The 20,709-nt window shown below is 66.3% G+C and carries 16 protein-coding genes and 1 pseudogene; 7 read left to right on the plus strand and 10 right to left on the minus strand.

Annotated features, from left to right (window positions below; translation table 11 throughout):
- Positions 1-87: 87 nt before the first annotated feature.
- Positions 88-744 carry an HAD family hydrolase gene (locus QM748_RS12790; RefSeq protein WP_415247317.1) on the plus strand — a complete coding sequence of 219 codons (657 nt, stop codon included), beginning with the start codon at positions 88-90 and terminating at the stop codon, positions 742-744.
- A 76-nt stretch (positions 745-820) separates the two neighbouring features.
- Here QM748_RS12790 and QM748_RS12795 read toward each other — a convergent pair whose 3' ends face one another.
- Together QM748_RS12795 and QM748_RS12800 are read right to left on the minus strand one after the other, a co-directional pair.
- Positions 821-2,593 (minus strand): diguanylate cyclase domain-containing protein, encoded by a 1,773-nt coding sequence (locus QM748_RS12795; RefSeq protein ID WP_415247318.1) that lies wholly within the window; start codon positions 2,591-2,593, stop codon positions 821-823.
- A 277-nt stretch (positions 2,594-2,870) separates the two neighbouring features.
- A complete protein-coding gene (locus QM748_RS12800; RefSeq protein WP_415247319.1) occupies positions 2,871-4,877 on the minus strand; it encodes a methyl-accepting chemotaxis protein in 2,007 nt (668 codons plus the stop codon).
- A 214-nt stretch (positions 4,878-5,091) separates the two neighbouring features.
- Here QM748_RS12800 and QM748_RS12805 point away from each other — a divergent pair, with 214 nt between their 5' ends.
- A complete protein-coding gene (locus QM748_RS12805; protein WP_415247320.1) occupies positions 5,092-5,880 on the plus strand; it encodes a WYL domain-containing protein in 789 nt (262 codons plus the stop codon).
- Positions 5,881-5,933: 53 nt separating this feature from the next.
- On the opposite strand, the pseudogene QM748_RS12810 reads toward QM748_RS12805, so the two are convergent.
- The 6 genes and pseudogenes from QM748_RS12810 to ftsY all read right to left on the minus strand — a co-directional run bounded on the left by QM748_RS12810 (position 5,934) and on the right by ftsY (position 13,356).
- Positions 5,934-7,824: pseudogene (locus QM748_RS12810) on the minus strand (ABC transporter ATP-binding protein).
- Between the two features lie 87 nt (positions 7,825-7,911).
- Positions 7,912-9,480 carry an alkyl hydroperoxide reductase subunit F gene (gene ahpF / locus QM748_RS12815; protein WP_415248067.1) on the minus strand — a complete coding sequence of 523 codons (1,569 nt, stop codon included), beginning with the start codon at positions 9,478-9,480 and terminating at the stop codon, positions 7,912-7,914.
- Positions 9,481-9,608: 128 nt separating this feature from the next.
- Positions 9,609-10,172 carry an alkyl hydroperoxide reductase subunit C gene (gene ahpC, locus QM748_RS12820; protein WP_415247321.1) on the minus strand — a complete coding sequence of 188 codons (564 nt, stop codon included), beginning with the start codon at positions 10,170-10,172 and terminating at the stop codon, positions 9,609-9,611.
- Between the two features lie 225 nt (positions 10,173-10,397).
- Entirely contained in the window at positions 10,398-11,294 is an 897-nt protein-coding gene (gene ftsX / locus QM748_RS12825; protein WP_415247322.1) for a permease-like cell division protein FtsX, read from the minus strand.
- Positions 11,291-11,986, minus strand: coding sequence for a cell division ATP-binding protein FtsE (locus QM748_RS12830; protein ID WP_415247323.1), 696 nt, complete (start codon positions 11,984-11,986; stop codon positions 11,291-11,293). The genes ftsX and QM748_RS12830 overlap by 4 nt, the downstream gene beginning before the upstream one ends.
- Entirely contained in the window at positions 11,983-13,356 is a 1,374-nt protein-coding gene (ftsY, locus tag QM748_RS12835; protein WP_415247324.1) for a signal recognition particle-docking protein FtsY, read from the minus strand. Before ftsY ends, QM748_RS12830 begins: the two co-directional genes overlap by 4 nt.
- Positions 13,357-13,520: 164 nt before the next feature.
- Here ftsY and QM748_RS12840 point away from each other — a divergent pair, with 164 nt between their 5' ends.
- Genes QM748_RS12840 through QM748_RS12860 form a run of 5 tightly spaced genes read left to right on the plus strand, consistent with a single transcriptional unit; the run spans position 13,521 to position 17,596 of the window.
- Complete coding sequence (locus tag QM748_RS12840) at positions 13,521-14,912, plus strand: M16 family metallopeptidase (RefSeq protein WP_415247325.1); 1,392 nt, start codon at positions 13,521-13,523, stop codon at positions 14,910-14,912.
- 30 nt (positions 14,913-14,942) lie between these two features.
- A complete protein-coding gene (locus QM748_RS12845; protein ID WP_415247326.1) occupies positions 14,943-16,304 on the plus strand; it encodes a M16 family metallopeptidase in 1,362 nt (453 codons plus the stop codon).
- A complete protein-coding gene (gene rsmD, locus QM748_RS12850) occupies positions 16,301-16,840 on the plus strand; it encodes a 16S rRNA (guanine(966)-N(2))-methyltransferase RsmD (RefSeq protein ID WP_415247327.1) in 540 nt (179 codons plus the stop codon). Before QM748_RS12845 ends, rsmD begins: the two co-directional genes overlap by 4 nt.
- On the plus strand, positions 16,837-17,328 hold the full coding sequence (gene coaD / locus QM748_RS12855) for a pantetheine-phosphate adenylyltransferase (RefSeq protein ID WP_415247328.1): 492 nt from the start codon (positions 16,837-16,839) through the stop codon (positions 17,326-17,328). Before rsmD ends, coaD begins: the two co-directional genes overlap by 4 nt.
- A 16-nt stretch (positions 17,329-17,344) precedes the next feature.
- Positions 17,345-17,596 carry a YfhL family 4Fe-4S dicluster ferredoxin gene (locus tag QM748_RS12860; RefSeq protein ID WP_415247329.1) on the plus strand — a complete coding sequence of 84 codons (252 nt, stop codon included), beginning with the start codon at positions 17,345-17,347 and terminating at the stop codon, positions 17,594-17,596.
- 81 nt (positions 17,597-17,677) lie between these two features.
- On the opposite strand, the gene QM748_RS12865 is transcribed toward QM748_RS12860, so the two are convergent.
- Complete coding sequence (locus tag QM748_RS12865; protein ID WP_415247330.1) at positions 17,678-19,648, minus strand: dynamin family protein; 1,971 nt, start codon at positions 19,646-19,648, stop codon at positions 17,678-17,680.
- A 159-nt stretch (positions 19,649-19,807) separates the two neighbouring features.
- Entirely contained in the window at positions 19,808-20,626 is an 819-nt protein-coding gene (gene mutM, locus QM748_RS12870) for a bifunctional DNA-formamidopyrimidine glycosylase/DNA-(apurinic or apyrimidinic site) lyase (RefSeq protein WP_415247331.1), read from the minus strand.
- Positions 20,627-20,709: the final 83 nt, after the last annotated feature.

Genomic DNA, 20,709 nt, shown 5'->3' on the forward strand with positions numbered 1-20,709 from the left:
TTTGTCAGGATTTCTTTCAACCGGACCGCCGCCACGCCACCGCCGGCAAGACCGTAGAATGTGCGTCCTACCGCTGTGGACGCCACCATGCCCGCCTACCGGCACATCCTGTTCGATCTGGACGGTACCCTGATCGACTCCGCCCCCGCCATCCTCGCCAGCTACCGGGATGCCTTCGCTGCTGCCGGCCGCACACCTGCACGGACGATCGACGCTTCCATCGTCGGCCCGCCGCTGACCGAGACCCTGCAGATGCTGGCAGACAGCACCGATCCGGCGCTGATCAGCCCCCTGGCCGACGGCTTCAAGGCCAGCTACGACACCACCGGCTACCTTCAGACGGCAGCCTATGCCGGCGTCGGCGGCATGCTGGCCCGGCTGGCGGCAGGCGGCGGCCGGCTCGCGATCGCCACCAACAAGCGCCTGCATCCCACTAGATTGATCCTGCAGCACCTCGGCTGGGCGCATCATTTCGACGCCGTCTACGCGCTGGACATGTTCGAGCCTCGCCTGCCCGACAAGGCGGCCATGATCGCGCGCCTGCTCGCCGACCTCGGCATTCCGCACGGGGAAGCAGTCTATGTCGGCGACCGCGCCGAAGACGGCGAATCGGCCGACGCCAACCGCCTGCCCTTCATCGCCGCGACCTGGGGCTACGGCAGCCTGCAGGCCGGCGACATGGCTGAGCACTGGCGGGCGGCCGCCAGCCCAGCAACGCTGGCGGACATGCTCCTCGGGGCTTGAAGCTCGTACCAAGCTGCATTCGCAGTGGGAACGAGGTAAGCGGCCGCAAAACGTCCAGAGCCGACATCACCCGGTATCAGGCCGTCTCGCCGGCTGGCCAGCCGTCGGGCGGATACACGCACCAGCCGCCGCCGCCCTTGCGCTTGACCGCGTAGAGCGCCTGGTCGGCGCAGCTTTCGAGGCTGGGGCGGTCATTGCCGTGCAGCGGCGCCAGCGCGATTCCGACTGAACCGGACACGCGAGCCTCGCCCTGCTCCAGCACGAAGGACTCCGCCAGCGCGGCACAGATGCGCTGCGCGGCCTCCCGGGCATCCTCTGCCCCGCCCACTTCCAGCAGGATGGCAGCGAACTCGTCGCCGCCGAAACGGGCCACGGTATCGGACTCGCGCACACAGCCGGTGATCCGCCGGCCGGCCTCGATCAGCAAGGCGTCGCCCGCCGGATGGCCCAGGCCGTCATTGACCGCCTTGAAGCGGTCGAGGTCGATGAACAGCACCGCGAACAGTCCGCCATTGCGATGCATCGATGCCAGCGCGGCATCGAGCCGATCCTGGAACAGCGCCCGGTTCGGCAGGCCGGTCAGGGCATCGTGGTCGGCGCGGTACTGCACGCGCTCTTCGGCCTCCTTGCGCAGCGTGATGTCGGTCAGCGTCGCCACGAAAGCCCCCGCCTCGCCAGGCAGGCTCGCGCGCGTGATCGACATCCACTGCACATAGGCGTCACCGCTCTTGCGCCGGTTCCAGACCTCGCCCTGCCAGTTGCCGGCAGCGGCCAGCGCACTGCGGATGCCGTCGAAAAAATCCCGCCCGTGACGCCCCGCCCCCAGCAGGTCCAGCCCGCGGCCGCGAACCTCGTCCTCGCCATAGCCGGTGATCGCGGTGAAAGCCGGATTGACCTGCGTGATCCGCATGTCGTCGTCGATCAGCATGATGCCTTCGGCCGTGCTGTCGAAGATCGCCCGGTAGCGTGCCTCGCTGGCAGCGAGGCTGCGCTGGTCGCGCCGGCGCTCTTCGATCTCGCGTGCCAGCCCGACGTTGCTGGCCTCCAGTTCACCAGTGCGCTGCGCAATCAGTTGCTCCTGCGCCGCGTTGACGCGAGCGATGGCGCGCACATGGCGGCGCGCGGCAAGGAGCACGTAGTGCACCGAACCCGCCACCAACACGAAGGCCACCAGGAACATCCCCGCCACCCGACGGCGCTCTGCATCGCGCAGGGCCAGCAAGGGTTCCGCAGGCATCGTCACCGAAATGCCGCCGCGGACGTCGCCAAGGCGATAACCATCGGCCGCATGGCATTGCATGCAGGACTCGACCATGCGCAGCGGCGCCATGTAGCGATGAACCGGCTCGCTGCCGCGCTCGAACAGCGCCAAGCGTTCCTGCTCCCCTTGCTCGAATGCGGCCAGCGCCTCGGCCTCCCAGGCATCCGGCACATTCGCCGGACGCATCGGCCGCAGGCTGGTAAGGTGCAGGCGGACGCCGCCAGACTGCTGCGCAAGCTCGGCGATCTGGCGCGTCATGAAGGCCGGGTTGACCATCGTCATGTGCTGCCCATCCCGCGTGACGATGTCCCGCCGAGGGTGGACGAGATAGGGATTCGGCTGCATCTCGTCCGTCTCCAGCACATACACGCCGCCATGGCGGGCATTCCAGTCCCGGGTGGTTTCGACCAGCTGGAACAAAGCATCCCCGCGCTCACGCGCCACCGCCATGGAGGCTTCGTCCACACGCAGCAACTCGCTCCACAGCAGTCCGCCGAACAGCAGCGCCAGCAGCAACTGGGCCAGCACTAGCCGGCAGCAATGCCGGGAAGCCACTTCAGCAACGCCGGAATGGAACGATTCGGCCATCACCTTTTCCCTGCATGGAAGATTCCCCCTGCACAGCAGTTACATACCTGACCGCCACGCCAATCCGCCTTGCACTGCGTAAGCAGGGACACGCTCTTGATCTTCGGTCTCGTGATGGCCAGCAAGCGGTACATGACTGCCTCCATCCGGATTGAACGCCAACGATTCAATCTTGGCAATTCGAAACCGGGCCGAACTTGCCAGAGTCGGGAGGGGGAAATCCCTTCATGGCCATGTGCGCGGAGTGAGCAGCGGAAGCTCCCAGGATGAGATGGCGTCAGACGCGGAAGTGCTCCACGCTCTGCTTGAGCCGGCTGGCGACCTCCTCCAGCGCCTTGCTGGCCTCGGCCGACTGGCGGGCATCGGCATTGTTGCTCTCAGCCATCAGGGCGATCTGCTCGACCCCCTGGGCGACGCTTGCCGCGGCGACACTCTGCTCCTTGGCCGCATTGCTGATGCTGGCAACCGCTTCCGAGGTCTTCATCGCGCCATCGTAGATGCGGCGGATGGCTTCGTCCGCCTCGTTCGCCAGCTTGACGCCGCTGTCGACCTGCTCGACGCCCTTGTTCATGCTCGCCACCGCGTCCTCGGTGTCGTGCTGGATGTGCTCGACCATGCGCGAAATCTCCTTGGTCGAACTGGAGGTGCGTTCGGCCAGCTTGCGTACCTCGTCGGCGACCACGGCGAAGCCGCGTCCCTGCTCTCCCGCCCGCGCAGCTTCGATGGCGGCATTCAGCGCCAGCAGATTGGTTTGCTCGGCGATCTCGTGAATCGTGTTGACGATGCTGGAGATCTCCTGAGACGACTGCCCCAGGCGGGTCAACTTCTCCGAGGCCTCGCCAACGGTGCCGGCAATGTCCTGCATCGCCTCGGTGGCGAGCCGGATGATGCGCGAGCTGTCGGCCGATATCTGCGCCGCCTCCGAACTCGTCTCGCGCGCTTCGTCCGTATTGCCCGCGATCAGGTCGATGCTGGTGCTCATCTGCTCGACCGCCGCCGCCATGCCTGCCGTGGCATCGCTCTGCTTGTCGGAATTGACCGCGACCTCATCGGCCTGGCGCCTGAGCACGTTGGCATCATTGCTCACCAGCGAAGCCACGTCGCGCACTTCGGCAATGGTCTTGCCCAACCCACCGACCATGCGCCCCAAGGCCTCCATCAACTGTCCGACCTCATCGCGCGAGCTGGCGGCGCTGACCTTGACACTCAGGTCGGCATCGGCGACGCGGGTGGCGAGCGCCACGGCTTCGCCCAACGGCTTGCTCACCCAGCGCCGAATGGCGATAACGACGATCAGTATCACGATCGGCACCAGGATGAGGAACAGCAGGATCATTCCCAGCCTCACCTGCTGGCCTTCACTGTTGACCTCAGCCAGATAGCTGCCGGAAACGACCACCCAATCCCATGGTTCGTAGTAGTTGAACACCACCACCTTTTCGCGGGCCTTGTCTTCACCGGGGTTCTTCCACCAATAAGAAAGGGAGCCATTCTTGCGGTCAAGTATTTCGGTGGTGAACGGCCGGCCATGGGTATCGACCGCAGACAGCAGCGACTGGCCTTCGACGGCAGGATGCACTACAGCCGTGCCCCGATTGTCTGCGGCGGCGCTGATCACATAAGGGTAACCGGTATCGCCGATCCGGATACCGACGATCGAACGCCTCAGTTCCTGCAGGCCACTTGTGAAATCGATGCTGACGAAGAAGGCGCCGACGACCGTACCGGCAGCATTCTTGATCGGCTGCGAGTAGGTCATCATCTCGCGGCCAAAGACACTCACCTTGCTGGAAAAGCTCTCACCATTCAGCAAGCGCGCAGTCGCGGCATGCGAAGCACCGAGGAAAGAGCCACCCTGGTTCAGGCGCCGGCCCTGACCGTCCGTCATCGAGGTATTCAAGCGCCGGAAATCGTTGTCGGCACGCACCATCACGGTTCCGAACGCGCCCGAAGTCGCTGTGAAGGCGTCCAGAATCTGCGTGTCGTGCTCGGTGAGCGGCCGCCCGCCGTGGTGGAGCGTGCCTTCGCGCAGTTCAAAGCCGTCCGGGTAGGCCGCTGCGAGCATCCTGCCCATGCGTTCGGTATGTTGGGCGAGGTTTCGGTTGAAGGTGTCGATCATCGTCACGATGGTGGCATTGGTAGCCTCCAGCGTGCGCATCGAGTGCTCCTCCAGCCGGGTGCTCAGATAGTTCGACAAACCTGCCGTGCCGGCCAGCAGCAGCACGCTGATGGACACGACCAGTACAACGCAAAGCTTGAGGCCAATGGAAACATTCTTGAACAATTGAATTTACCTCAAGTGAAAAATCCCCATGCAAAATATGTAAACAAACTAGACATGTCAATTTATTTGACTCAAGACTGCAAAACCACGTCCCGGCAAAATCGTGGACATGGTCGAAGCACACCTCCAAGTCCCTGATTGTCCGAACGAGTTACGCTGGGAGGTACGTCAGCGATTGACCCTGTTGGAGACGAGCCTGGTTCTGCTTGGCAGAATGAACAGCAATGCCTTGACCCACCGCTTCGGCATCAGCCGGGCGCAAGCATCCAAGGATCTCGCGCTCTACCAGAAGCTCCGCCCTGGCAATCTCGTCTATGACCGTTTTGTCAAGAACTACGTCATCACCGACGATTTCAAACCCCTGCTGATCAAGGGCACCTCGGACGAGATCTTTTCGCTGCTGCGCGCAGGCATGCCGGCAGACGGGCCCGTGGTGGTATTGAGCGGCGGGATACCGCCCGTGGATGTGCTGGAACCGGCTCCGCTGCGTGTCGATGCCTGCATCCTGTCGGCAATCTGCCGGGCCATCCATGCCAAAGACAAGATCGAGCTAAGCTACCAAGCGCTGGATCACGCCGACCCGGACTGTCTGCACTTGGCCCCTCACGCACTGGTGTACAACGGCTTTCGCTGGCACGTGCGGGCCTGGAACGAGAATACGCAGTCGTTCCTGGACTATGTCCTCGCCCGGATACGTTCGGTACCCACCAAGCTTGGCCCCGCGGCTCGCATGGCAGAGGAGGACGAGGCATGGCAGTCCATCGTTACGGTGCGCATCGCCCCCCATCCTGGCCTGGCCGCCAGCCAGCAACAAGTGATTGCCGATGACTTCGGCATGATGAATGGGTACGTTGACATCCCGGTACGGGCGGCGCTGATTCCATACTATCTGCGCCTGATGCGGATCGGCTCGGGGGACGAACGGCGTGATCCGAAGATTCAACAGATCATTCTGGCAAACAAGGAAGAAGTGGTGCCTCTAGCCACGCGGCTGGAAGCGTGAGTCAGGCAGTACTGCCATTCTGCAAGGCAGTGACACAGCCGACAGCAAGGCCATCAAGCTTGCGCTGAATCAACTGCCTGGCCCTCCTCATCCTCGGTCGCCTCGCCGATGAAGCCGCCGCTCTGCCGCGCCCACAGCCGCGCGTACAGACCGCCGCGCGCGAGCAGGCTGTGGTGGTCGCCCTCCTCGACGATGCGCCCCTTGTCCATCACCACCAGCCGGTCCATCGCCGCGATGGTCGACAGCCGGTGCGCGATCGCCACCACCGTCTTGCCTTCCATCAGGCGGTACAGGCTGGCCTGGATCGCCGCCTCGACTTCCGAGTCGAGCGCGCTGGTGGCCTCGTCGAGCAGCAGGATCGGCGCATCCTTGAGCATCACGCGGGCGATGGCGATGCGCTGACGCTGGCCGCCGGAGAGCTTCACGCCGCGTTCGCCGACGTGGGCGTCGTAGCCGATGCGGCCTTTCGGGTCGGTGAGGCCGAGGACGAAATCGTGCGCCTCGGCACGCTTCGCGGCCGAGATCATCCCGGCCTCGCCCGCATCCGGACGGCCGTACAGGATGTTGTCGCGCACCGAGCGGTGCAGCAGCGAGGTGTCCTGCGTCACCATGCCGATCTGCGCGCGCAAGCTGTCCTGCGTCACCGTGGCGACGTCCTGGCCGTCGATCAGGATGCGGCCCTGGTCGATGTCGTAGAAGCGCAGCAGCAGATTGACCAGCGTCGATTTGCCCGCCCCCGAACGTCCGACCAGGCCGATCTTCTCGCCCGGCCGGATGGTCAGCGACAGGTCGTCGATGATGCGTTGCGCTTCCGGCCCGGTCGCACCGTAGGAGAAACCCAGGTGTTCGAAGCGGATTTCGCCCCGGTCCACCACCAGCGGCTTCGCATCCGGCCGATCGACCACCGCATGCGGGCGCGACAGGGTGTTGATGCCGTCCTGCACGGTGCCGACGTTCTCGAACAGCGAGGCCATCTCCCACATCACCCAGTGCGACATGCCGTTCAGGCGCAAGGCCATCGCCGTCGCCGCCGCCACCGCGCCGACGCCGACGCCGACCTGGCCCTCGCTCCACAGCCACAGCGCGAGGCCGCCGGTACTCAGGATCAGCAGCATCGACAGGCTGTGGTTGACGATCTCGATCGCGCTGACCAAGCGCATCTGCGCATGCACGGTGTGCATGAACTCCTGCATCGCGCTGCGCGCGTAGCCCGCCTCGCGGCCGGCGTGGGAGAACAGCTTCACCGTGGCGATGTTGGTGTAGGCGTCAGTGATGCGGCCGGTCATCAGCGAGCGGGCATCGGCCTGGGCCCGCGCCACCTTCGACAGCCGCGGCACGAACCAGCGCAGCGACACCGCGTACAGCGCCAGCCAGCCGAGGAAGGGCAGCAGCATCCACAGGTCGAAGCTCGCCACCACCGCGGTGAGGGTAACGAAGTAGATGACGACGAAGACCAGGATGTCGGTCATGATCAGACAGGTGTCGCGCACCGCCAGCGCGGTCTGCATGACCTTGGCCGATACCCGGCCGGCGAACTCGTCCTGATAGAAGCTCATGCTCTGGCCGAGCATCAGGCTGTGGAACTTCCAGCGCAGCCGCATCGGGAAATTGCCCGCCAGCGCCTGGTGCTTGAGCATGGTCTGCAGCGCCACCAGCGCGATGCTGCCGAGCACGATCGCCGCCAGCCACAACAGCTTGCCGCCCTCGTCGGCCCACAGCCGCGCCGGCTCCACCGCCGCCAGCCAGTTCCACCACCTTGCCCAGCATCGCGAACAGCAGCGCCTCGAAGGCTCCGATGGCCGCGGTCAGCAGCATCATGCCGAGGATGAAAGGCCGCATGCCTTCGGTCGCCGCCCACAGGAAGGCGAAGAAGCGCTTCGGCGCGGGCCGCGGCGGCGTGTCGGGGTAAGGATCGACGCGGCGCTCGAACCAGTTGAAAAACAAGGGAATTCTCCGTCAGGGAAAGGCAGGGGCGGAAAAGCAAAAATGCCCCGCAGCAGGCGGGGCATTCTACGACAGTGCAGCGGCGGATCAGGCCGGCGCGCTGGTCCGGATCAGGTGGTCGAAGGCCGACAGCGCCGCCTTGGAGCCTTCGCCCATGGCGATGACGATCTGCTTGTACGGCACCGTGGTGCAGTCGCCGGCGGCGAACACGCCCGGCACCGAAGTCTGGCACTTTGGATCGACGACGATCTCGCCGAAGCGGCTCAGCTCGATCGTGCCCTTCAGGAAGTCGGTGTTCGGCAGCAGGCCGATCTGGACGAAGATGCCTTCCAGTTCGATGCGGTGCGGCTCGCCAGTCTTGCGGTTGGTATACACCAAGCCGTTCACCTTCTCGCTGCCGGTGACTTCGGTGGTCAGCGCGCTCTTGATCACGGTGACGTTGGCCAGGCTGTAGAGCTTCCTCTGCAGCACCGCGTCGGCACGCAGCTCGTCGGCGAACTCCAGCAGCGTGACGTGGCCGACGATGCCGGCAAGATCGATCGCCGCCTCGACACCCGAGTTGCCGCCGCCGATCACCGCCACGCGCTTGCCCTTGAACAGCGGGCCGTCGCAGTGCGGGCAGTAGGCCACGCCCTTGCCGCGGAATTCCTGTTCGCCGGGCACGTTCATCTCGCGCCAGCGTGCGCCGGTGGCGAGGATCACGGTCTTCGCCTTCAGCGAGGCGCCGTTCTCCAGCTGCACTTCGGCCAGCGTGGCGCCGTCCGCGCTGCCCGGCACCAGCCTGGCCGCGCGCTGCAGGTTCATGATGTTGACTTCGTACTGCTTGACGTGCTCTTCGAGCGCCATCGCCAGCTTCGGCCCTTCGGTTTCCTTCACCGAGATGAAGTTCTCGATCGCCAGCGTATCCATCACCTGGCCGCCGAAGCGCTCGGCGACGATGCCGGTGCGGATGCCCTTGCGTGCGGCGTAGATCGCCGCCGCGGCGCCGGCCGGGCCGCCGCCGACGACCAGCACGTCGAAGGCTTCCTTGGCCGACAGCTTCTTGGCGTCGCGCGCCGCGGCGCCGGTGTTGACCTTGGCAAGGATCTCGCCCAGCTCCATGCGGCCGGCGCCGAACTCCTGGCCGTTCAGGTAGACCGTCGGCACCGCCATGATCTGAAGCGCTTCGACTTCCTGCTGGAACATGCCGCCATCGACCATGGTGTGGCGGATGTTGGGGTTGAGCACCGCCATCAGGTTCAGCGCCTGCACCACGTCGGGGCAGTTGTGGCAGGACAGCGAGATGTAGGTGACGAACTCGAAGTCGCCTTCGAGCGCCTTGATCTGCTCGATCACCTCGGCTTCGACCTTGGGCGGGTAGCCGCCGGCCTGCAGCAGGGCGAGGATCAGCGAGGTGAATTCATGGCCCATCGGCAGGCCGGCGAAACGCACGCGCGCCTCGCCGCCCTTGGGGCCGACCGAGAAGGACGGCTTGCGCTCGTCGCCGTCGCGGCGTTCGATCAGGGTGATCAGGTTGGACTGCTCGGCCACATCCTTGAGCAGTTCCTGCATTTCGGCCGACTTCGCACCATCATCCAGCGACGCCACGATCTCGATCGGCTGCGTCACCCGTTCCAGATAGGCTTTCAGTTGAGTCTTGATGTTGGCGTCCAGCATGATGGCTTCTTCCTTCAAAAGTATGGTCACCGCTGTTTACGGCGATCCTGATACGACACAGCCGGCACTTGGCCGGCTGTGGAGCGGGCAGCCCGGGCCGGATGGGCCCGGACGGTGCGGCGACGGACTCAGATCTTGCCGACCAGGTCGATCGACGGAGCCAGCGTCTTTTCGCCTTCCTTCCACTTCGCCGGGCACACTTCGTTCGGGTGGGCGGCGACGTACTGGGCAGCCTTGAGCTTGCGCACGGTTTCGGTCACGTCACGGGCGATGGCGTTGTCGTGCACTTCCATCGTCTTGATGATGCCTTCCGGGTTGACGATGAAGGTACCGCGCAGGGCCAGGCCTTCTTCCGGGATATGCACGTCGAAGGCGTTGGTCAGCTGGTGGGTCGGGTCACCGACCAGGGCGAACTGGGCCTTGCCGACGGCTTGCGAGGTTTCGTGCCACACCTTGTGCGAGAAATGGGTGTCGGTGGTGACGATGTAGACTTCGGCGCCAGCCTTCTGGAACTCGCCGTAGTGTTCGGCGGCGTCTTCGATTTCGGTCGGGCAGTTGAAGGTGAAGGCGGCCGGCATGAAGATCAGCACGGACCACTTGCCCTTCAGGTCGGCGTCGGTGACTTCGATGAACTTGCCGTTCTTGTAGGCTTGGGCTTTGAAAGGCTTGACTTCGGTGTTGATCAGCGACATCTGACATCCTCCAGCGGGGGTTGATGAAACGGGGTGTTGAATCGATGGAAAGAAGTTTAGACCGGTTCGATGAATTGCTCTAATTGATAATCGAGATACTGTCGATTCAATCTCGCTATCGGCAAGCCATTCAGGAATGGCCATATCCAATCGCCAGCCAGCCTGCGGCAATAAGGCCGCCGCCAGGCCGGCTACCGTCGATAGCTGGGGACGATATCCGGAAAATCAAGTGCTGGCGAGATGACGCCGCACTGAAATGACCGCGCCCAGCCAGCCGAGGAAGGCTGCAAAGGCGACGATCGCCAGCGACGCGCGCCAATCCGGGCCAGCAAGCTGGAACACCGCGCCATAGGTCTGCGCCAGCCGCGCGACCGGCTGCCCCAGCGCCTGAACGCCAAGCCATACCGTGCCGAGCGCGACCAGGCCGCCGAGCGCGCCCTGCAGGCCGCCGAACCAGTAGAAGGGCCGGCGGATGAAGGGGTCGGTGGCGCCGAGCAGGCGGCTCACTCCGATCTCCTGGCGCTGGGTCAGGATCTGCAGGCGGATGGTGTTGAAGGTGACGATGACGAGCGCAAAGCCGAGCAGCCCGGCCAGCATCAGCACCGCGGACCGCCCCAGCTCCAGCAAGGCATGCAGGCGCGACACCCAGGCGGAGTCGAGCTGCACATGCGCCACCTTCGGCCAGGCGCCGATGTCTGCCGCCATCTGCTCGAACAGCGCGGGGTCCTCGCCCTGCGGCGTCAGCACGAAGGCATCGGGCAGCGGATTGTCGCCCAGCCCGGCCAGCACGTCGCCCAGGCCACTGGCGGCGAGCTGGCCGAGCGCTTCGTCACGCGCGACGAAGCGATAGCTGGCCAGCATGGGCATGGCCTTGAGCCTGCTCTCGATCGCCTCGGCGTCGGCCTTCTGCGCCTGGGTGTCGAGGAAGACGCTGATTTCCGGCGTTCCCGACACACCCCGCGCCAGCGAGGCGACGTTGTCCAGCAGCAGATAGCCGCCGCCCGGCAGCGACAGCGCGATCCCGACCACCAGCGCCGACAGCAGGGTGCCGACCGGCTGGCCGAACAGGCGGCGCAGCGCATCGGCGATCGCGCGCACATGCAGATACAGCCAGTGGCTCATGCGAACACCTCATCCGCAGTGCTGCCGATTGGGCGGTTGTCCTCGCTCAGCATGCCCTTCTCCAGCACCAGCCGGCGCGGCTGGCTGGCAGCGAACAGGGCGGCATCATGGGTGCTGACCAGCACCGTGACGCCCGCCTCGTTGAAGGACAGGAACAGCTCGGCGATGTCCGCCGCATAGGCCGGGTCGAGGTGGGCGGTGGGTTCGTCGGCGATCAGGATCGAAGGCCTGTTGACAATCGCGCGCGCGATCGCCACGCGCTGCTGCTCGCCGCCCGACAGCCCTGCCGGCACTTCCTTGCCGCGCCCCTTCAGGCCGACGCGGTCGAGCGCCGCGGCCACCCGCTTGGCGGCGTCGCGCGGCGGATGGCCGGTGATCACCAGCGGCAGCATCACGTTGTCGAATACGTTGCGGTCGAACAGCAGCCGGCTTTCCTGCAGCACCAGGCCGAGGTTGCGGCGCAGGTAGGGAATCGCCGCCTTCGGCAGATGCGACACGTCCTGGCCGTTGATCAGCACGCGGCCGGCGCTCGGCCGCTCGATGACCGGGATCAGCTTCAGCAGCGTGCTCTTGCCGGCGCCGGAATGGCCCGACAGCACGACCAGCTCGCCATGGCGAATCGCAAAGTTGACGCCCGCCAGCGCCGTGTAGCCGCCCGCATAGCGTTTGGCCACGTCCTCGAAGACGATCATGGACGTTCGCCTTCTCCGTTCCTGGCCGCACCCGCGGCGGGCTCGAACAGCGCATCGACGAACTCCCGCGCCTTGAACGGCTGCAGGTCGTCGATGCCTTCGCCGACACCGATGAAGCGCAGGGGCTTCGGGCACTGGCGGGCGATCGCCGCCAGCACGCCGCCCTTGGCGGTGCCGTCGAGCTTGGTCACGACCAGGCCGGTGACGCCGATCGCCTTGTCGAAGGCCTTGACCTGGGCCAGCGCGTTCTGGCCGATGTTGGCGTCGAGCACCAGCAGCACCTCGTGCGGGCCGCTCGGGTCGGCCTTGGCGATGACACGCCTGACCTTGGCGATCTCTTCCATCAGGTGGAGCTGGGTCGGCAGCCGGCCGGCAGTGTCGGCCAGCACGATGTCGATGTTCCGCGCGCGCGCGGCATTGATCGCGTCGAAGATCACCGCCGCGGCATCGCCGCCGTCCTGCGCCACCACGGTGACCTTGTTGCGCTCGCCCCAGGTCATCAGCTGCTCGCGCGCCGCGGCACGGAAAGTGTCGCCGGCGGCCAGCAGCACGCTCTTGCCCTGGGCCTGGAAATGCTTGGCCAGCTTGCCGATCGAGGTGGTCTTGCCGGCGCCGTTGACGCCCGCGATCATGATCACGAAGGGCTTGTGGGTACCGGCGTCGAGCGGCTGCTCGAGCGATGAGACGATGGCATGCAGGCCGTCGGCCAGCGCCTTCTGCAACTGGTCTGCGGTTTCCAGGCGGTCGCGCTTCCAGCGCAGGCGCAGGTCGTCGATCAGGTGCTGGGTGGCCTCGACGCCGCAATCGGCCATCAGCAGCGTCGATTCGAGTTCTTCCAGCAGCTCCTCGTCGATCTTGCGGCGGCCGAACAGGCTCGCCAGGCCGCCGCCCAGCTGCTGCCGGGTGCGGGCCAGGCCGGCCTTGAGGCGGTCGGTCCAGGAACGCCTGGCCGGCACTTCGGCGGCTGCCGGAACGACAGGCTCCTCGATGGACGATGCAGGTTCGGCGGTTTCGGCAACAGCCGGCACTTCCACCGGCTCGGGCTCGACGGGGGCCGCAGGCGCCTCGACGGCTGCAGGCTCTGCTTCTGCGACCGGCTGCACGACGACGGGCTCGGCCGCGACTTCGGGTAGCACTTCGGCGACGGGGAGGGATTCGGCGGGCAGCGCGACAGCTTCGTCCGCCTGCGGCTCGACAGGCGCATCGACTGCTTCAGCGGATGGATTCTGTGAAGCAGCGCCTTGCGCCGCTTCCGGGGTGACATCGGGGGCAAGCTCGGCAGCCACCTGCCCGGCACGGTCCTCGGCCGGCTGCTGGCCGGCTTCGGCTTGCCCGGCCTTGCCGAACTTCTTCTTCAGGAAACCAAACATTGCACGCTCGGGTCAGAGGGAACGTTTCGCGTCGGCGGCGCCCCACGCCAGCCGTGGGCACCTGCAACCGATCACGTTAAGATGCGGCACTCCGTCCAGCCGGCGCACTCCGTGCGCCAGCCCCGGCGGAGCGCCGCGAATTCTAACAGATGCAGGACATCCCCATGTTTCTCCACACGTTTGCCCGCGCCCTCGCCATCGGCGGCATTGCCGCCGCCCCGCTGCTCGCACCCGCGGGTGCCCATGCCAATCCCTTCGAGACCACGCTCACCAACGGCATGAAGGTCATCGTCAAGGAAGACCGCCGTGCGCCATCGGCAGTCCATATGGTGTGGTACCGCAGCGGTTCGATGGACGAAGCCGAAGGCGTATCCGGCGTCGCCCACGTGCTCGAGCACATGATGTTCAAGGGCACGAAGAACGTCGGCCCGGGCGAGTTCAACAAGCGCGTGGCCGCCGTCGGCGGGCGCGACAACGCCTTCACCGGCAAGGACTACACCGCCTACTTCCAGCAGGTTCCGCCGGACCGCCTGAGCGAGATGATGGCGCTCGAAGCCGACCGCATGCAGCACCTGGTGCTGGACGACGAGGCCTTCCGCCGCGAACTCGAAGTCGTCAAGGAAGAACGCCGCCTGCGCACCGACGATCAGCCGCGGGCGCTGGTCTATGAACAGTTGATGGCCACTGCCTTCAAGGCCCACCCCTACCGCCGCCCGGTGATCGGCTGGATGCCCGACCTGGAAGCGATGAAGCCCGAGGATGCCCGCGAGTGGTATCGCCGCTGGTATACGCCCGCCAATGCCTACCTGGTGGTGGTTGGCGACGTCGATCACCGCCGCGTGTTCCGCGACGCCGAACGCCATTACGGCCCGATCGCCGCGCGCCCGCTGCCCGAGCGCCGCATCTCCACCGAACCGGCTCAGCGGGGGCCGCGCCAGGCGGAGGTGAAAGCACCGGCCGAACTGCCCTACCTGAGCATGGCCTGGCACGTGCCCGCGCTGCACGACCCGGCCAAGGACCGCGACGCCTATGCGCTGCAGGTGCTGTCGGCCGTGCTCGACGGCTACGACGGCGCCCGCCTGACCCGCCGCCTGGTGCGTGACAGCGGCCTGGCCCTGTCCGCCGGCTCCGGCTACGACGGCAGCGGCCGCGGCCCCGCGCTGTTCTACCTCGACGGCGTGCCGGCCCCCGGCCACTCGGTCGACGAACTCCAGGCCGCGCTGCGCGCCGAACTGCAGCGCATCCGCGACGAAGGCATCAGCGAAGCCGAGCTTGCCCGCGTCAAGACGCAGGCCGTGGCCAGCCGTGTTTACAAGCGCGATTCGCTGATGGGACAGGCGATGGAAATCGGCTACCTGGAATCGGCCGGCCTGTCGTGGCGCGACGAAGAGCTGCTGCTCGAAGGCCTGCGCAGCGTCACCGCCGAAGAGGTCCGCAGCGTGGCGCAGCGCTATTTCAGCGACGACAGCCTGAACGTCGCCCGCCTCGAGCCGCAGCCGCTCGAGGCATCGCAACCCCCGCAGCCGCGCTCGCCGCTCGCGCCGACGCATCACTGATCGCTTCCGCCAACCGACGGAATCCCCGACATGACCAAGACTTCCCGCCTGTTCACCCCTCTCGTCGCCAGCCTCGCGCTGCTCGCCCAGCTCGCCGCCGGCCCCGCCCTGGCCGGGCCGAAGATCGAGCAATGGACCGCGCCGACCGGCGCCCGCGTACTCTACGTCGAAAGCCGCGCCCTGCCGCTGGTTGACATCCAGATCGATTTCGCCGCCGGCTCGGCCTTCGACCCTGCCGGCAAGGCCGGCCTCGCCAGCCTGACGCAGGGCCTGCTCGAAGCCGGCTCCGCCTCGCTCGACGAACAGCAGATCGCCGACCGCATCGCCGACATCGGTGCGCAGATCGGCGGCAGCACCGAAAGCGACCGTACCAGCCTGTCGATCCGCAGCCTTTCGTCCGAAGCCGAGCGCAACGCCGCAATCGAACTCGGCGCCAGCCTGCTCGCCCAGCCCACGTTCCCGGAAGACATCCTCGAGCGCGAGCGCAAGCGCGCCCTCGCCGGCCTGCGCGAAGCGCTGACCAAGCCCGCCATGCTGGCCGCCCGCCGCTTCAACGAAGCGCTGTACGCCGGCCACCCCTACGGCGGCAGCGTCACGGCGGAATCGCTCGAGTCGATCACCCGCGACGACGTGGTCGACTTCCACCGCCGCCACTTCGGTGCCCAGCGCGCCTCGATCGCCATCGTCGGCGACGTTGACCGCGCCACCGCCGAGCGCATCGCCATCCGGCTGACCGAACAGTTGCCGCCGGTCGAAGCCGCCGCCCCGCTGCCCGCCCCTGCACCGACGCAGGCAACCGTGCTGCGCATTCCCAACCCCTCGGCCCAGGCCCACATCGCCGTAGGCCAGGCCGCCCTGGCACGCGAGGACGCCGACTACTTCCCGCTGCTGGTGGGCAACTACGTGCTCGGCGGCGGCGGCTTCGTATCGCGCCTGACCAAGGAAGTGCGCGAAAAGCGCGGCTTTGCCTACAGCGTGCATAGCTACTTCGCGCCGCAGCAGGTTGCCGGCCCCTTCCAGATCAGCCTGCAGACGCGCGGCAGCCAGGCCGACGAAGCGCTGGCAGTGGTGCGCGAAACCCTGGCCGGCTTCATCGCCGAAGGACCGAGCGCAGAAGAGCTGCAGGCCGCCAAGGACAACATGATCAACGGTTTCGGCCTGCGCCTGGATTCGAACGCCAAGATCCTCGGCTACGTGGCGATGATCGGCTTCTACCGGCTGCCGCTGGACTGGCTCGACACCTATCCGCAACAGGTCGCCGCGGTCAGCGCCGAACAGATCCGCGACGCTTTCGCCCGCCGCATCCACGCCGACCGGCTCGTCACCGTGATCGCCGGCGGCGACGGCGACAAGGCCGGAGCCGCGCCCGCCACGGCAGAAGCCGGCAAATGAGCCGTGTGCGCATCGTCGGCGGCCAGTGGCGCTCGCGCCTGCTCGAGGTCACCGACGCCCAAGGCCTGCGCCCGACGCCCGACCGTGTGCGCGAGACCCTGTTCAACTGGCTGGGCCAGACACTGGACGGCGAGCACTGCCTCGACCTCTTCGCCGGCAGCGGCATTCTCGGCTTCGAGGCCGCCTCGCGCGGCGCCGGATCCGTCGTGCTGGTCGAACGCAATCCGCGCGCAGTCGCCGCGCTGCACAACGCGGCAAAGACCTTACAAGCGTCGCAAGTAGAGATCGTGTGCGGCGATGCGGTAAGATTCGCCCAAAACGCGCAGAGGAAGTTCGACGGCGTGTTTCTCGACCCCCCCTACAGCCAGGGCTGGATCGAGCGGATACAGCCCTGGCTGGACTCGCTGCTGAAACCCGACGGATGGATCTACGTCGAGTCCGAAGCCGCGCTAAGCAGCTTGGGCAACTGGCAGGCCGTGAAGCAGGGCCGCGCCGGAACAGTCAATTTCCATCTGATGCGCAGGAGTCAGGAATGAAGGAAGCGGTGGCGGTCTATCCGGGGACCTTCGACCCGTTCACCCGGGGGCATGCCGATCTCGTCCGCCGGGCCTCGGTGCTGTTCGACCGCGTCATCGTCGCGGTCGCGCGCAGCAACAGCAAGGGGCCGATCTTCGGCCTCGACGAACGGGTGGACATCGCCCGCGAAGCGGTTGCCGACTATCCCAACGTCTCGGTCGTCGGCTTCGACTGCCTGCTGATGGATTTCCTCGGGCAGCAGAATGCCCGCGTGATCCTGCGCGGCCTGCGCGCGGTGTCGGACTTCGAATACGAGTTCCAGATGGCCGGGATGAACCGCAAGCTCCATCCGGACGTCGAAACGGTATTCCTGACGCCGGCGGAGGAGTACATGTTCATCTCGGCGACGATGGTCCGGGAAATTGCCCGTCTGGGCGGCGATGTAAGCAAGTTCGTGCAGCCTTCGGTACTGGCACGGCTGCAGGAAAAACTGAAATCAAGGCAATAGCAAGGAAGCGAACACCATGGCTCTGAAGATTACCGACGAATGCATCAACTGCGACGTCTGCGAACCGGAGTGCCCCAACGGCGCCATCTCCCAGGGTGACGAAATCTACGTCATCGACCCGAACAAATGCACCGAATGCGTCGGCCACTTCGACGAACCGCAGTGCCAGCAGGTTTGTCCGGTCGACTGTATCCCGCTCGATCCGGACCGCCCGGAAACGAAGGAACAGTTGATGGAGAAGTACGAGAAGCTGACCGCAGAAGGCTGACCGCCCTGCCGCCCAATATACGAGGCCGCCCGCTGCATAATGCAGCGGGCGGCCTCGTATATTGCGGAACCGCAGCGGCGATCAGGCCGCCGCGCGCACCTCCGTCCCGCGCTCGCCCGCCTCGCTCCGCGCCAGCGGCCCGAGGGTCTCCGCGATCTCCTGCAGCAAGGCATCGAGCTGCGCCAGCATCGCCAGCACGTTGTCCTCGCCCTGCTTCAACTCCTCGACCCGGTCTTCGAGCGTATCCGTCGCCTGATGGATGCGCTTGACGCTTTCGAGCCGGCGCTTGAGCTGGATCTGGTATTCGCGCACCTGCGTCTCGAGCGGCGACATCACCGCGCGCAGCCACTGTTCGACGTCGCGGTTGGCGACCTCGAAGGTGCGCCGGGCCTGCACCGCGACGGTCTCGAAGAACTTCTGCGTCAGCGCATGCTTCTCGGTCGTCACCAGCGTCAGCGTGGTGTTGAGCTGGCGGTTGAAAGCCGCCTCCAGGCGGTCGATCTCCTTCTCGTAGCGCAGCGTGGAGAAGGCTTCGGGCTGCGTCAGCTTGAGCCCATGCTCGACGCTGAAGCGCTTGTACATGGCGTCTAGCATCCTGGAGATTTCACCGACCTCTCCCGTCGACCGCTCCAGGTTCGCGCGCAGATGGCGGAAGAAACCCTCCATCGCGTCGCGCAGGCCCTTGGTGAAGGTCGACTCCAGCATTGCTTCGCGGGTGCGGCGGGTCTCGTCGCGCAGCGCGTCCATGCCGATGGTGGCAAGCAGGCTGTTGGTGAGATCGGAGAACACCGAACGCACGGCGTAGTACTTCTGCAGCCCCTGCTCGAAGTCGTCCTTCTCGGTGCGGATCTTGCGCATCATGTATTCGATGACGCTCTGGTTCTTGCCGCGCAGGTCGGTCAGCTCCTGCAACTGCTCGCGCAGGCCGGCCAGGCGGGCTTCGAGCAGCGTGCGCGTCTGCGCCATCACTTCACCGGTTTCGGCCAGCGTGTCTTCGCGCACGATGTCCTGCTTGGCCGGCAGCAGGTCGCTGGTCAGCGCCCGCTCCAGCGCCGGCATGCGGCTGCGCTCGAGCAGCGGCGCATCGCCGGTGATGCGCGCCACCAGCCCCTTCTGCGCCGACACCGGGAACACCGCGTCGGCGCCGACCTCCAGCGTCTCCGCCACCGAGGCCACCTGGCGGGTGATCTCGGCATCGATCCGCGCCTCGTCGCGCAAGCCATCCCACAAGCCGTCGATCTTGTTCAGCACCACCAGCCGGCCGCGCTGGCTGCCGCCCTGCACATAACTGCGCCACACGGTCAGGTCGCTCTGGGTGACGCCAGTATCGGCAGCGAGGATGAACAGCACCGCATGCGCGCTCGGCAGCATCGACAGGGTCAGTTCGGGTTCGGCACCGATTGCGTTCAGGCCCGGCGTGTCGAGCACCACCAGTCCCTGCTCGAGCAGCGGATGCGGAAACTGGATCACCGCATGGCGCCAGCTCGGAATCTCGATCAGGCCGTCCGCGCCCGGCTTCAGCCCATCGTCACCGTCGGCATCGATGGCAAAGCCGAGGCGCCTGGCCTCGTCCTGCGTCACGCGTTCGGTTTCGCCGACGCGGGCGAGCGCAGCCTGCAGGCTGCCGGCATCCAGGCTCTGCAGCGATACCGTCTGCCATTCTTCGGCATAGCGCTTCAGTTCGCTGACCGGCGTCTGGCGGGCCCGCGTGCGGATCGGCAGCAGGCGCAGCTCCGGCTGTGCGCCCTTGCGCCACTGCAGCTCGGTCGGGCACATCGTCGTGCGCCCGGCGCTGGAAGGCAGGATGCGGTCGCCGTAGTCGGCGAAGAAGATCGCGTTGATCAGCTCCGACTTGCCGCGCGAGAACTCGGCGACGAAAGCCACCGTGAGCTTGTCGTCGCGCAGGCGCTCCAGCAGGTACTGCAGGCGCAGATCGCTCTGGACATCGCCGACTTCGTTGCGCGCCAGCCAGGCGCGCAGGCGCGCGACGGAATCAGCGGCGGCAGTGCGCCAGTTGGCATAGGCTGAAAACTGGTCGATCAATTCGGTCATCGGAGCGCTCACAACAAACTCAGGGCATGAAGCGAAATATCAGCAGCATAACGGCGAACACACGGCACGGCCATGCAGAAATGCGCACTGCGGCCCAGCGGCCGGCTGGGGCCGACGAACGCGCAATCTACGCCGGAACGGACGTTCGCCCGGCTTGATTCAGCGGCGGCGCTGGCAACCGGGGCAGAAGTAGGTCGCCCGCTGGCCGCTGACGATGCCGAACACCGTGCCGCCGCACTGGCGGCAGGCTTCGCCGGCACGCCCATAAACGAAATACTGCTGCTGGAAATAGCCAGGGCGGCCATCGCCGCCGACGAAGTCGCGCAGGGTGCTGCCGCCGGCGGCAATGGCGTCGGTCAGCGTCTCGCGCACCGTCTGCACCAGCCGCGCACAGCGCCGCAGGCCCAGCATGCCGGCCGGCTCCAGCGGATGGATGCGGGCACGGAACAGGCTTTCCGAAGCGTAGATGTTGCCGACGCCGACCAGCTTGCGATTGTCCATCAGCACATGCTTGATCGGCGCCCGCAGGCCGCGCGTGACGCGGAACAGCCAAGCCGCATCGAACGCCTCGCCCAGGGGCTCCGGCCCCAGATGCGCCAGCAGCGGATGCTGATCGCCCGCCCCATCCTGCCATACCACCATGCCGAAGCGGCGCGGATCGCGCAGCCGCAGCGCCTGTTCACCGAAAACGAAGTCGACATGATCGTGCTTGCCAGGCTCTTCGCCGGCGCCGACCAGCCGCAGGCTGCCCGACATGCCCAGATGCACGATCACCGTACCGGAACCGAAATCCAGCAACAGGTACTTTGCCCGCCGCGACACGCCCCGCAGCGTCCGGCCCACGACACGCTCGGCGAGCTCGGGAGGCACCGGCAGCCGCAGCCGCGGATTGCGCACCTGCAGCCCGCTCAGCTCGCGGCCTTCGACATGGGGGCGGATGCCGCGGCAGGTGGTTTCGACTTCGGGCAGTTCAGGCATCGTCGCTATCGGGATCGGATCACGGGGTCGGGCACGAGCTTGGGCAAACCTCACGGCGCCCGCACGGCTCGTCTTGCGGGCCG

The sequence above is a fragment of the Thauera sp. genome (assembly GCF_047601425.1).
In the GTDB taxonomy this organism is placed as follows: Bacteria; Pseudomonadota; Gammaproteobacteria; order Burkholderiales; family Rhodocyclaceae; genus Thauera.

What these genes read in the sequence shown, in the direction of transcription:
- QM748_RS12790 (WP_415247317.1), top strand. Translation starts at nt 88, where the DNA reads ATGCCCGCCTACCGGCACATCCTGTTCGATCTGGACGGTACCCTGATC.
- QM748_RS12795 (WP_415247318.1), bottom strand. Translation starts at nt 2,593, where the DNA reads ATGGCCGAATCGTTCCATTCCGGCGTTGCTGAAGTGGCTTCCCGGCAT.
- QM748_RS12805 (WP_415247320.1), top strand. Translation starts at nt 5,092, where the DNA reads ATGAACAGCAATGCCTTGACCCACCGCTTCGGCATCAGCCGGGCGCAA.
- ahpF (WP_415248067.1), bottom strand. Translation starts at nt 9,480, where the DNA reads ATGCTGGACGCCAACATCAAGACTCAACTGAAAGCCTATCTGGAACGG.
- ahpC (WP_415247321.1), bottom strand. Translation starts at nt 10,172, where the DNA reads ATGTCGCTGATCAACACCGAAGTCAAGCCTTTCAAAGCCCAAGCCTAC.
- ftsX (WP_415247322.1), bottom strand. Translation starts at nt 11,294, where the DNA reads ATGAGCCACTGGCTGTATCTGCATGTGCGCGCGATCGCCGATGCGCTG.
- QM748_RS12830 (WP_415247323.1), bottom strand. Translation starts at nt 11,986, where the DNA reads ATGATCGTCTTCGAGGACGTGGCCAAACGCTATGCGGGCGGCTACACG.
- ftsY (WP_415247324.1), bottom strand. Translation starts at nt 13,356, where the DNA reads ATGTTTGGTTTCCTGAAGAAGAAGTTCGGCAAGGCCGGGCAAGCCGAA.
- QM748_RS12840 (WP_415247325.1), top strand. Translation starts at nt 13,521, where the DNA reads ATGTTTCTCCACACGTTTGCCCGCGCCCTCGCCATCGGCGGCATTGCC.
- QM748_RS12845 (WP_415247326.1), top strand. Translation starts at nt 14,943, where the DNA reads ATGACCAAGACTTCCCGCCTGTTCACCCCTCTCGTCGCCAGCCTCGCG.
- rsmD (WP_415247327.1), top strand. Translation starts at nt 16,301, where the DNA reads ATGAGCCGTGTGCGCATCGTCGGCGGCCAGTGGCGCTCGCGCCTGCTC.
- coaD (WP_415247328.1), top strand. Translation starts at nt 16,837, where the DNA reads ATGAAGGAAGCGGTGGCGGTCTATCCGGGGACCTTCGACCCGTTCACC.
- QM748_RS12860 (WP_415247329.1), top strand. Translation starts at nt 17,345, where the DNA reads ATGGCTCTGAAGATTACCGACGAATGCATCAACTGCGACGTCTGCGAA.
- QM748_RS12865 (WP_415247330.1), bottom strand. Translation starts at nt 19,648, where the DNA reads ATGACCGAATTGATCGACCAGTTTTCAGCCTATGCCAACTGGCGCACT.
- mutM (WP_415247331.1), bottom strand. Translation starts at nt 20,626, where the DNA reads ATGCCTGAACTGCCCGAAGTCGAAACCACCTGCCGCGGCATCCGCCCC.